Here is a 12,580-nt window from a genome sequence, read left to right on the forward strand (position 1 = left end):
CCAGTCCTGTATGGATTATCTTTTTTGGTTCCGGTATATGGCGGTTATCCCGATAATACCGGCCGCTGCTGCACAGAGTGCAGAGAGGGGTGTACCGGATTCGGTTGGTGCAGGAGTCCCGGTCGGTGCCGGTGTTGCAGCTGCAGTGCCGGACGATGCCGGCGCATCGGTGACGGAGACAAAAAGGAACGATGAGAGTCCTGCTGCAGGCCCTGCCTCAAGGATGGTCTTTCCATCAGCAGTGGTGCCCACAGACCGAAGGGCAAGCACCTCTGCGGTGCCGTCATCCATGATATGGATGAGGCGCAGTGCGGAGATGCCGCCTGCCTGTGCAATACATGCAGGGTCTGTGGTGATGCGGACGGTCACATCGCCCACATCCACACCATTCTCAAGACCGCGTTTCTCGACATCCATCTGCCAGCCGGCAGTGCCGACTGCCATGCCATCAGCGCTGAGTGCTCTGTTTGCAGCATTCAGCACAGCTGCCGGTACATCAGAGAGACCAGAGAGCGGAGTCGCAATAACATCAACGTCTGCGTCCATCGGGACTGTCATGAGGGATATCAGGAGGCCAATCTCCGGGGTGGCCCCACCTGCACATATCACCGTGACAGGCATGGTCTCGACATTGACATCGGTTATTTCCCCTGCAATGATGCCTTTTTTGTCGGTGAAGTCAGCAAAGCGAATTTTTAAGATGACATCCTCACGGGTGATGAGCATGGTGTTTCCTTCAAAGCTGATCTGATCCCCGGCTGAAGTGGCCATCGGGACGTTGACCGTCAGGTACATCCGGCCCTCGCTCAGGCGGAGGTCGGAACCCGGCGGGAGGGAGAGCGGATACGAGGCAGCTTCTGCCCCGGCATCAGGTTCGGTTTCAGTCTCTCCGGTTTCAGTGGATGAACCACCGGGAGCGGGAGCAGTGCTCGTCTGCACCTTAAAGAAGAATGCTCTCGAAGACTGCTCGGGTGTCTGGCTCATCGACTCGCTGTAGTACCATACCACCCTGTCATTGGCAGATACCGATTTTTTGTCTGCAGTTAAGGCAGGAGAGACACCGTTTACCTGGTACATCCAGCCGGCGGTACCTTCGGTGGGTTTTCCATCCACTTCAAGGACAAAGAGACCAGAATCCCACTTGTCACTCACCTTAAAGCTGATGCCCGCTGCTTCCAGCACACCAAGCGCTGTCTGCCATTTAACCGCATAGATCTCCTCGGAATTGTCAGCGGTTACGTTAAAAGTGCCTGTGGGCAGGGTGACGGTCTTCCAGACAATGGAAGGGGTATCACCGCCGCCGCCACCACCGCCGCCGGTGACGACAGTAACGGTTGCATCTGCCACTTCACCACCGCTCTCTGCAGTGATGGAAAGCGTCCCTGTGGTCGCGGGAATGAAATTGACTGTCGTGCCATAGGCATACACCGGCACTCCACTGTCCATCTGGAACGTCACAAACGCCGGTCCATCCATCGTTACCGTGACCGGTTGGCCTGCTGTGCCCCCACTCGTCTCTATCGAAAGTGCGGCACACGGTGCGGCACAGACAAAGAGAAGGGTGATGAGAAGTGCCGTCAGGAAATGACGCATTCTACTCCCTCACTGTGGTTAAGCAGGCCGTTGGGGTAATCATCAAGCGTGTAGACACCAGCATAGAGAGTATATGTGCCGGTCTGTGCCTGCTGCGGCACAGCAATGAGCGCCGGGATATCCATAGGAGTGCCCGCGTCAAGTTGCACCGTGGCGATGCCTGCAAGACTGTCGCCGCCACTGTTTACGCCACTGACAACCACGACATACCAGCCCGCATCCTGTGCTTTGACTGTAACCTGTGCCTGGGCCATGCCGCCACGTGCGGCATCCGTCACCACAACATCAGAGACGGCAACAGGAGATACTGTCACATCGATCTCGACGATGTAGGTCGCCTCGTCAATGAGGGCAGCCCACGTGTCTGGGTCGGTCGGGCAGAAGTAGAAGGTCAGTGTGTCGCCGTCTGTGAGATCATTGGCACCAAGACCGACCGGTGCGGGAGCGCCGTTCAGGTAGATACTCCATGAATGAGCGTTCTCTGTCTGCCAGTCATCGTTTGTGACACCGTCAATATCCTCTAAGAGGAACGAACCATAGTCTGCATACCAGGCATCAGAGGCATTAAAAGTAAACCCGCCTGTCGTGGCTGCAATGTCAAGGGCACCGAGGTCGGTGGTGCGGTTGACCGTGTAAGACGCGGACGCATTGTTGGACGGGACGAAACTGAAGGTCTCACCCTCGACAACCGTCACACTGCCATCGAAGATGTACTCCGGGGTGACACCGCCGTCAACGGTCACATCAATCTCGACGATGTAGGTTGCCTCGTCAATGAGGGCAGCCCACGTGTCTGGGTCGGTCGGACAGAAGTAGAAGGTCAGTGTGTCGCCGTCTGTGAGATCATTGGCACCAAGACCGACCGGTGCGGGAGCATCATTCAGGTAGATACTCCATGAATGAGCGTTCTCTGTCTGCCAGTCATCGTTTGTGACACCGTCAATATCCTCTAAGAGGAACGAACCATAGTCTGCATACCAGGCATCAGAGGCGTTGAAGGTAAACCCGCCTGTCGTGGCTGCAATGTCAAGGGCAGCGAGGTCAGTGGTGCGGTTGACCGTGTAAGACGCGGACGCATTGTTGGACGGAACGAAGCTGAAGGTCTCACCCTCGACGACCGTCACGCTGCCGTCGAAGATAACGACAGGCTCGATGGGGGTAACATTTTCACCGAAGGCAAAGAGTGTGTTCGTGTACTCAGCGCCGATATAGAGAGTGCCGTCCGCGACTGCAGGTGATGAGCCCCAGAATGACGCCCAGTTTCCGCCTTCCGGTGCAGGGAGGGTATAGGACCAGGCATCTGCGCCATCAGCGGCAGCGAAGGCATAGAGAGAGGACTGCTCCTCATTGGTTGCGGCATAGACATAATCGCCTGCCACCACCGGTGAAACAGCAATCTTTGCGGTAGCCACATCCCAGACCGGAGCTGCGGTGATATCTGTGGCATCCAGGCAGACCAGTCCACCTCCTGTTCCCACATAGAGCAGACCGGTGGTGGTGTCCAGTGCCGGAGTGCCCAGCTGGGCATTAATCTCCCGGTTCGCAAGGATGTTGCCATCTGTAAGAGATACTTCATAGAGTCTCGTTGCGGTTGTCACAAAGAGCGAGTCAGTGCCGATAACAGGCGCTGATGCGATGGTCGCATCAAGGGATACATTCCAGATTTCTGCTTTGGTTGCCGTGTTATACGCGTAAAGCTCTGAGAGGTTGGACGGGAAATAGACCACACCGTCTGCTGCTGCAGGAGCGGTGAAGTAGGTCGCATTAGTCCACCCGACGTCCCAGGCGCCGAATGCCACCGACCAGATCTCACTGCCGTCTGCAGGGTCATAGACATGCAGACCGCCGTCAGAGGGAGTCAGTACATAGAGCAGACCGTCGTAATAGAGCGGAGATGAGGAAAGACCAAAGAATCCGGGGTTTTCATCTGCCTGAACCGACCAGGACAGAGAGCCGTCCGTGATGTCAAGAGCATAGAGATACCCGTCCATGCCACCGACAATAAGCAGATCATCTGCAATGGTGAGACCAGACTCAGATCCGGTCTCATATGTCCAGAGTTCTTCCCCGGTATCCGTATCATAACAGTATACGGCAAGTGTTGCGCCGGGATCACTCATGCCAGGACTGGTTGCGACAAAAACACGATCGCCCGCCACCACCGGTGAGGAATCAATCGAGCCGGGTGAAACCGACCAGCGGATATTCTCCGAGAGAGGACCTGCATCCGCGACGTAGCCCGTACGCTGGGCATCGCCGTGGAATGTCAGGTAATCAGTTGCTGTACAGCCCTGCACCATGATGAGAAGCACCATGATAAAAAGGGAAAACTGAATACATTTCTTAAGAGTCATACACAAACCTTTTGGTAATAAATCAATGATATCTGATTAAATAATATTTAGTTATATCTAAATCCCTGACATTACCTGTTTTAAAGAGATAGCCAAAAAAGAAAAACCAATTGCATTAGCAATAGTATTTACGCCTTTTTACGGGTATGGACCATTTTTTCGACCTCTTTATAGAGGGCACTACGGGATGAGACAACCGGACAGCCCGCGGCCCGGATCGCCGCAAGGAAGGAACGGTCCCCTGCCGGTGTGCAGTCGGTGAACTCCTCTCCGGGAGGCACATACAACACAAGCCGGGAGCGCCGGGTGCTGGTAATGACCCGGATATTCGGCAGATTGCCTTCCCCCACCGGCATTGCCGTAAGAATAATCACATCCGCCCCGTCAAGGTATGCCCCGAGTGCATCACAGACGGCAGGGGTGATGGGTGCAAAGGCAGGCACCGTAATACAGGGAATACCCAGCCGTGATGCTGCCGCATAATCAGAATCCATGGGCGAGAGCACACCCGCTGTCAGCAGACAGCCGGCCGCCGAGAGTGTATACATCAGGCCCGCACCGGTGCCCCCGCCGGAGATGATATGAATGCGGGCACCACAGAGAGCGGGCGGCACCCCTTCACTCAGGGGTGTCACGAGCGGGCGGCCGGTGACCGGATTGGCCTGGACCATCGCCGTGATGCCATACTCATCCCGCAGGCGATCCATTGTGAGCACCTCAGCAGGTGTACCGATGGCACGAATACGGCCTTCTGACATGAGAACAATCCGGTCGCAGAACTCAGCGGCCAGGTTCAGGTCATGGAATACCCCGATCTTTGTGACTGTCTCTCCCAGGTCACGGATGATGGAGAGGATCTCCACCTGGTGGCTGATGTCGAGGTGGGCGGTCGCCTCATCCAGGAGAATCACCTTCGGCTGCTGGGCTAGGGCACGGGCAATTATTACCCGCTGCCGTTCACCGCCAGAGATGTCTGTCACCGGCCGGTCTTTAAGGTGGACGACATTGGTCACCTCCATTGCCTCCCGCACAATGCGGTAATCATCCGGATCATCCTTTGCAAACCGTTCCTTATGGGGGAACCGGCCCATCATGACGATGTCTGCCACCGTGTAGGAGAAGTTCATCGCCGTATCCTGCGGGACGACACTCACCACCCGGGCGAGTTCCTTCTGCCCGAAGTCAGCGAGGGCCCGCTCCTCCAGGGTCACCACACCGCCGGAGATCTCCAGCACCCGGCTGATTGCCTTCAGAAGCGTGGTCTTCCCGGAGCCGTTGGGGCCAATGATGCCGATGAATTCCCCTCTCCCCGCGGCAAACGTGATCTCCCCGATGATATCCTTGCCGCCGTATCCTGCACAGAGATCGTCCACATCGATCATGCCCGCATTCTCCTGCGCAGCAGCATGATGAAGAAAGGTGCACCGACAAAGGAGGTGATCACACCCACCGGCATCTCTCCCAGAAACGACCGGGTGAGGGTATCAGCGATCAGGAGGAAGAGGCCGCCTGCAAGCATTGACGTTGGAAAGAGAATCCGGTGGTCAGGGCCGACAATAAGCCGCATCACATGCGGCGTAATAAGCCCGATGAATCCGATTGCTCCCGCAATGGATACCGCAACCGCCGTGAGTGCTGATGAAACAAAGAGTAAGATTCGCTTGAACTGCTCTACATTGACACCGAGATGCAGGGCATCCTCCTCGCCGAGGGAGAGAATATTCAGGTCACGGGCGAGGGCGATAAGGAGAATACCCCCTATGGGAATGAGCAGGCCAAGCCAGACATCGTTCCATGAGACATTCCAGAAGCCGCCCATCAGCCAGAAGACGATCTGATGCAGACTCTTTCCCGCCGAGTACATAAGAAACGAGAGGATGGACGAGAAGAACATCGATATCGCAATACCAGTCAGGAGCAGAGTCTCCACCGACGCACGCCCGCGGTGTGTGGCAATGGCATAGACCAGGAAGGTTGACCCAATGGCGCCGAAGAAGGCAAAGACCGGCAGAAAGAGACCGCCCATAAAGACGATGGTGAAGGCGGCGCCAAACGCCCCTCCTGCAGAGGTGCCGATGATATAGGGGTCTGCCATTGAATTGCGAAAGAGTCCCTGCATCGCAGTGCCCGCCGCAGCAAGGCCCGCACCGACGAGGATTGCTGCAATCACCCGCGGCAGGCGGATCGAATAGACGATGAGATACGACGTCTGGTCAGAGAAGAAACGGGCAATGTCCCCACCGGAGAAGAGGGACCCAAGCATGCCCAGCGGATCGTCCGGGATGAACGCGGCAAATGGCACCGTCGTCGGTCCAAGACTCAGTGCCAGAAAGAATGCACAGACAAGCATGGCTATGAGAATAGTGATAATACTGACAGTGCGGACACGCGATATCTCGGGCATGTTTTTCTCAATACCGTTGGATCGATGGACTAAAATGATTTTGCTTTAACCAAAAAGGGTTTGTTTCATCGCAGGAGACCAGACCGCCCCCATGAACCGGTCCCTGATCTCCCGTGCCCGGAAAGGAATACCCGGCACCCTTGCATTGCCGGGTGCGATCACCGCATGGATGAAGCGGGGGCCGGGTTCGCGGGAACGATATGCCGCCCGGAGACCTCCCTCATCCTGCACCTTGCACGTCCGGGTGATGCCTGCACCGCGGGCCAGCAGTTCGAGGTCAGCGACCCCATACGCATGGGTCAGCTGGTCGCCGGTGCTGCCAAATGACCCGTTGTCAAGGGCGATGATGGTGAGATTTTCCGGCGCTTCTGCGGCCACAACCGGCAGGATAGCCGTCCCGAGGAGGCTGCCGTCCCCGTCAAAGACGACCACGTCCCGGTCCTGCCCGAGGGCAAGCCCCAGCCCGATGGGCGTCGCCTGCGTATAGCTTCCCATCATGTAGAAGTTCTCCGGCCGGTCCCGGGCAGCGTAGAGTTCGTCTGCAGGCACCCCGAGATTGGTGACCGCCAGTTCACTGGTGAGGAGCGGTGCCACAGCACCGATGGCATCCGCCCGGCGCCAGAACGGTTCGGTGACCGTTCGTTTGTATGCAAGAGTGATTTCACGGCTGCGGGGGGGAAGGGCCCGGGGGGTCGGACTCCCGGCTGTACCCCCGATACCTTCCCATACCTTCGGGGAGACGAGGATGATATGCGGCCGGTGGTGCTCAAAGGCATCGGCAATGGCTCCCCCGATACGATCGAGGTCACTTGCCTCGTGTATCACTGTATAGACAATGTCCAGCGCATCCAGGAGATCGGGGAGATGGATATTAAACGGCATCTGGACCTCAATTTTCTCCCGGTGGATGCCCCGCCACGAGGCAAGAACCGGGAGTGGGAGTTCATACGGCACCGGCAGGCTCATGACTGCATTGAGCATCGTGCCGATGCCTGAACTCTGTATATGCATCATCGGGCGGTTTCCTGCAAGAAAGAGACCGGCACAGAGGCCGACACCGTCCTCCTCACGCATAACCGTGATCTGCCGGAAGCTGTCCAGAATCAGGGAGTGTAGATTCTGTGTCCGGTCACAGGGCAGGCTGACGACCGTGTCCACACCGGCGGAAGCAACATACCTCAGGGCACTCTCTTCATGCATGGCAGGTCACCTCCCCGGAGTGCATCAGCTTCATGTTTGCAGGCATCCCTGCATTGCAAAACCAAACAGAGAATACCGGCAGGATGGAGACACCTTGTGTCGGCCTGATGAGACGATCTGAGGCGGTCATAACAGGAATTCCCCCCTCTGGAGCTGCACTCTCAGATGTTCACAGAGTGCCTCAGCCCGTGATCTGTCTGACTGCCGGAGCACGATGGGCACGGCTGCTTCGCTGTCATCCTGCAGATGCAGGGCACCGGCATCCATCGTATAGACACCATTCGGGCAGGTATGCACACAGGTCCCGCAGGCAACACAGCGTGAACGCATAATGCCACCGCCCATCATCACGGCCTTTGTCGGGCAGGCCTCGGCGGCGGTGCAGGGCCCGCAGAAGAGGCAGCGAAGCGGATCTACCTGCACAGTGAAGTCGGTCTGCTGCCAGACATCGGCATAGGAGGCAGCGGAGAAGGGGACACGGTCGTTTATGTCTGCCACCGGGAGAGAGATCTGATCATCTGTGACTGATAGGCGGATGATGTCGTCTGCGGAAAGGACAGGTAGGGGAATGGCGACCGAGGTGAGGCACTCCGGGCCATGGGCAGTGACAAAACCTCCCATGCAGTCGCCGTCCATCGCACTGAGCTCGGCACAGGCGGCGATGTTGCGGCGTTCCGGGGTGCTTCTGGTGCCTTCACCCATCACCATGCCAATGGCACCGTTTAACAGAAGCGGGGTGCCCGGTCGGATATGGCCGAGAGCAGGGTCGTTTTCGACCGGATTTATCTCCCCGCACCCTGATACGGTTGCCGCGCTCATGTGACCCTCTAAGGGAAGGACCGAAAAGATGGTGCGGGCGGGATCAGATCCACGGTTCACAAAGGCGGTGTAATTACGGAAACAGCTCCGGGTGGTGAAGATGCGGGCGGCAGGGAGGTCCTCGATGTAGATGGTGTTCTCAAAGGTCTTCCCGCCGGCCTCTGCCACCACATCGACCTCTTTGCCGTCCACCAGATCCCGGAACAGGTGGCCGCCGCCATAGATTTCTGAAGCGGCGGCAGTGCCATAGACCATGAGATCCACGGTGCCAAGCCGTTCATTCGGGCAGGGGCCGGGGAAGGCAGGGACACCATTGAGGGTGACCGTATCTGCCCGAAGAAATGCACCGGGGGCTGCGACGGGGACGGTCATCACGGCAGCAGTGCCTGACATGACACCAAAGCTACCGGTAGTGACGACATCCACCTCGTCCACCGTGGGAATGTCTCCCTTCCGCACCCGTTCCTTCATCTCCATCGCCGTCCAGACAGCCGCCTCCCCACTGGCCAGCCGGTCCCGGATTTCCTGCATCGTCTTCATCGTGCGCTCTTCTTCGTACAGGCATTTATAGTATTCTCTTTTTGCCCTTGGAGGCACTCCTGGCTGGTTCACGATTCATTGATGTGAGAGACAGCACAGACCTCACTGCATGTCATGGGTGCGAACCTGCTATCGGCGGCACTCTCACTCTTTCGACCGGACAGATACTGAAGAGCCGCATTTCAGCCGCAAGACCGGAGATAATTGCCGCAACATATTTTTCCCTGCCGGACAGTAAACAACATGTGACAGGAAGAATCATCATGATACACCTGAGACCAGCACATACAATACCGGGGAGGGGCCAGTATGCTTTTTGAGACGGTCTGCCTTGCAACCGACTTCTCCCCCGTCTCCGTGAGGGCGGCAGACTACGTCCTCAGACTCACGAGCGCCGGGTGCCGTAAGGTCGTGCTCCTGCACGTGTCCGACGGCCCGAAAAAACAATTCGTCATCAGCGAACCTCCTGGTCTGGATGCCGATTCGGCCACAGCCTATGAAGACACCCTCCGTGACCGGGTCCACCGGGAGTGCTCGCAGCTGATGATGGAGAGCGTCACCCGATTCCGCGAAGCAGGGCTTGAAGTAGAACCTTTGATCATCAGCGGTAACCCGGCAGACGAGATCGTGCGAATAGCAGATAACAGAAATGTCTCTCTCATCGTAGTGGGTGCTCACGGGAGAACGAGCCTCTCACAGGCATTCCTGGGCTCAGTCTCTGCTGACGTGATCCGCCGTGCCCGCCAGCCGGTACTGGTGGTGCGGGGTTCTGAATCGCAATGAGGGAGAGGTCTCCCCCTCAGTTTTTTGAATGGTTCCGCACTGAAAGGCCCCGTCACTCAACGATTATCACCCCGTCACCGGAGAAGGCCATCCAGTATGCCTTCCCCGGCGTGAGAATAGTGGTTTCCGTATACTGCCGGGTACCGGGGTCATATACGTAGACCTGTCCGGTGAGGATCAGTGAGTCAGGAACCAGAGTGATGTTTCCTGTTGCAACCGGTGTCTGGATGGAGCCGATGAGGTTCCAGCCGGGATGCACCCCATACTGGTATGTCGGGCAGGTGTGTCCGGTCGCACTGATATCAGTGAGTGACGGGGCAGAGACCCAGTAGCCTCTGCCGGGGATGATATCAGCGACGCTACAGCTCGTGTACTTCCCCTGCATGGGGTCATAAGAGTAGAGGGTGCCGGGGGTGATGTTTGTGAGGTCAACGTCCAGGCCCTGTCGGGGAGCAGAGACCATGTTCCAGCCGGTCTCCACCGGAATTGTCAGCGTGTCTGTCGCTGAGGTATCGACAGCGACCGTGAAGGCGGAGGTCATGGTAGCGGTGCCGCCCACGGTCGTGGCAGAGACATCCCAGGCACCGGCGGCAGCACCTGCACAGTCAAAGGCGCAACGGGCGTGCGTGGTGTTCTCAGTATAGACATACTCCGCCGGGATCGCTGCCTCCCCGTTGCGGGTGAGCTGAACGGTCATATTGCCGGTGAAGTTCGTCCCCGTGAGGGCGGAGATATAGGTGAATCCGGTGTCATACCCCGTGGAGGGAGTGATCCCGGAGACAGACGGCGGACCAACAGGCGGCTTAGGCGCCGGGCCCATGGCGGCAGAGACATTCACCCGGCCGCCGCTGACACATTTTCCGGTGAGGGCAGGGATGGAATCTGTGGTATCCATGATGGTTGCTTTCAGGTCAGCGAAAGTATATGAGGAATTCTTCGCGAGAAGCAGGCCGGCCACCCCTGACACCATCGGTGTGGCCATGGACGTCCCCGATTTGTAGCCATAGACTGACGTCACCGGCCCGTCCAGCTGACCGATCTGGATGTCATCGACCCAGACACCTCTGCCGGTGGTTGATGCATCGCTTATCAGCCGGTAGGCGATCCATATATTCTTGCCTGTGTAATCTGTACCACCAAAGTTTGTGAGGTCAAGCGTCTGCTCGATAAACCCGCCGGTATATCCTGACAGGCCGATGAATGAAAAACCCGATCCGTCTTCCGATATACCCACATATGCGAAATCAGAATTCATCTGGGTATCAACCGACCATTGATACCGGAGAACCGGATTGGTCAGTCCCGCTAAGGAGATATTGTCTGTTTTTACGAGCCACTGGTCCCAGCTATTCTCGTACGGCCCGGTTGCAGCAGAAGACGGGGCGCTGGTGTAGGTCATGTTGTCGAGATGCCATGCCATCCGGCCGGACTGGGTATGGTCATACTCAAACCATCCGGCAAGGGATGAAAAATCATCGCTGTAGCGGGTGGTGCCTATCGAAATCTCCCGTGGGATAGTGCTGTAGATGTCCGTGCCCGGAGCGCCGACGTCGACACTGGTTGCGCCGTAGTTGCTGAAAGAAGAGAGGCTGTCATCCGGTGCAGTGGCTGCCACCGAGAGAATATTCGGGCTGATAAAATTTGACGGATAATGCGGGATGACATCATTGTCCGTGCCGTCATTCCCCGCCGCACATACGGTAAGGAGACCGGAATTGTCAATCGCCGTCTTCAGCGCAGGGTCATAATCCGTCCCGCCCCACGAACAGGAGAGGATGTCTGCCCCGTGGGTAACCGCATAGTTGGTGGCGGCAATCTCATCGGTGGTCGTCCCCACACCGTCTGCATTAAAGACCTTGAGTGCCATGATTCGCGTGTCCCAGCAGACACCGGTGACACCCAGCCCGTTATTCCCCACCGCAGCGATGATGCCGGCACAGTGGGTGCCGTGGCTGTTGTCATCCATCGGGTCATCATCATTATTGACGAAGTCATACCCACTGTGACCGGATCCGTCGTCCCACATGTTTGCCACGAGGTCTGCATGCAGGTAGTCAACACCGGTGTCGATGACCGCAATCACAACGGTATCAGACCCGGTGGTGATGTCCCAGGCATCTTTTGCACTGATGTCAGCGCCAACGGTGCCTCCCGAAGGAAACTGGGGGGTTGCCTGGCCGGTGTTCTGCAGCCCCCACTGAAGCCCGTAGAGAGGATCGTCCGGCACCGCGTCAATCGTGTAGATGAAGTCCGGCTGGGCATATGCCACGCCGGGCTGATTCCCATAATAGATGAGTGCCTCATCAACGCTCATGCTCTCAGGGAGGGAGACAACCTGATAACCGGGCAGCACCCCGGTAACGTACGACGCTGTCACCACCGCACCGATTCCGGCATTGACTGATGCGGATATGGTATGTTCCGGGCCTGTGGCAACCATATCCGGCACTTCATAGACGACGATGACCACACCCGGGGCATATCTCCGATCTGGATATAGAATCTCTTTCTTCAGAACCGTTTTTGGTGCAACAACCGGTTTCTCTTCATCGCCCGCTGAACTGAACCGGATACTATCCGTTGCAGAGGAGGAGATAAACTCAGGAGACATACCGGCAACGGCAGAAGAGATACAGACTCCTGCACACACAATCAGAATGAAAAGAAATAGTATTGTCTTTGAATGTTTCATCGAATCACCCAGGTACGACGCGGCAGTGTTCTGATTGGTATAATACTGTGCCAGTATGAATTGCCGGGCAAAAAGATGGGTGGGGTGAATAGTTACTAATTATAAACATCTTCAAAGAGCGTTTTCATCTTTCCTGCCCAGTTCTGTTTATATCCGTCGACAATCCCCACTAATTCCCTCATGATGTGAGCATTA

Annotated in this window: 9 protein-coding genes; 1 reads left to right on the forward strand and 8 read right to left on the reverse strand. The window is 57.0% G+C overall.

The genetic code is table 11. The features are described 5' to 3' along the window. Positions 1-15: 15 nt before the first annotated feature. The 7 genes from MKMG_RS01630 to MKMG_RS01660 all read right to left on the reverse strand — a co-directional run bounded on the left by MKMG_RS01630 (position 16) and on the right by MKMG_RS01660 (position 8,910). Positions 16-1,593: a DUF4430 domain-containing protein gene (locus tag MKMG_RS01630; protein WP_165074786.1), complete on the reverse strand. Its 1,578-nt coding sequence runs from the start codon at positions 1,591-1,593 to the stop codon at positions 16-18. Then, entirely contained in the window at positions 1,578-3,947 is a 2,370-nt protein-coding gene (locus MKMG_RS01635; protein ID WP_165074788.1) for a PQQ-binding-like beta-propeller repeat protein, read from the reverse strand. Before MKMG_RS01635 ends, MKMG_RS01630 begins: the two co-directional genes overlap by 16 nt. A gap of 128 nt (positions 3,948-4,075) precedes the next feature. Next, complete coding sequence (locus MKMG_RS01640) at positions 4,076-5,329, reverse strand: ABC transporter ATP-binding protein (RefSeq protein ID WP_165074791.1); 1,254 nt, start codon at positions 5,327-5,329, stop codon at positions 4,076-4,078. Next, a complete protein-coding gene (locus MKMG_RS01645) occupies positions 5,326-6,351 on the reverse strand; it encodes an iron ABC transporter permease (protein ID WP_254059042.1) in 1,026 nt (341 codons plus the stop codon). The genes MKMG_RS01640 and MKMG_RS01645 overlap by 4 nt, the downstream gene beginning before the upstream one ends. A gap of 45 nt (positions 6,352-6,396) precedes the next feature. Then, positions 6,397-7,551, reverse strand: a complete 1,155-nt coding sequence (gene comD, locus MKMG_RS01650) for a sulfopyruvate decarboxylase subunit alpha (RefSeq protein ID WP_165074793.1) — start codon at positions 7,549-7,551, stop codon at positions 6,397-6,399. Beyond that, positions 7,544-7,681 carry a hypothetical protein gene (locus tag MKMG_RS01655; RefSeq protein ID WP_165074795.1) on the reverse strand — a complete coding sequence of 46 codons (138 nt, stop codon included), beginning with the start codon at positions 7,679-7,681 and terminating at the stop codon, positions 7,544-7,546. Before MKMG_RS01655 ends, comD begins: the two co-directional genes overlap by 8 nt. Next, positions 7,678-8,910 (reverse strand): methanogenesis marker 16 metalloprotein, encoded by a 1,233-nt coding sequence (locus MKMG_RS01660; protein WP_165074797.1) that lies wholly within the window; start codon positions 8,908-8,910, stop codon positions 7,678-7,680. Before MKMG_RS01660 ends, MKMG_RS01655 begins: the two co-directional genes overlap by 4 nt. Before the next feature lie 309 nt (positions 8,911-9,219). On the opposite strand from MKMG_RS01660, the gene MKMG_RS01665 reads away from it, so the two are divergent. After that, positions 9,220-9,693: a universal stress protein gene (locus MKMG_RS01665; RefSeq protein ID WP_165074799.1), complete on the forward strand. Its 474-nt coding sequence runs from the start codon at positions 9,220-9,222 to the stop codon at positions 9,691-9,693. Between the two features lie 52 nt (positions 9,694-9,745). Here the strand turns inward: MKMG_RS01665 and MKMG_RS01670 are convergent, their stop codons facing one another. After that, a complete protein-coding gene (locus MKMG_RS01670; protein WP_165074801.1) occupies positions 9,746-12,385 on the reverse strand; it encodes a S8 family peptidase in 2,640 nt (879 codons plus the stop codon). Positions 12,386-12,580 lie beyond the last annotated feature (195 nt).

Origin of the sequence: Methanogenium sp. MK-MG (assembly GCF_009914725.1) — an archaeon.
Taxonomy (GTDB): Archaea; Halobacteriota; Methanomicrobia; order Methanomicrobiales; family Methanomicrobiaceae; genus Methanogenium.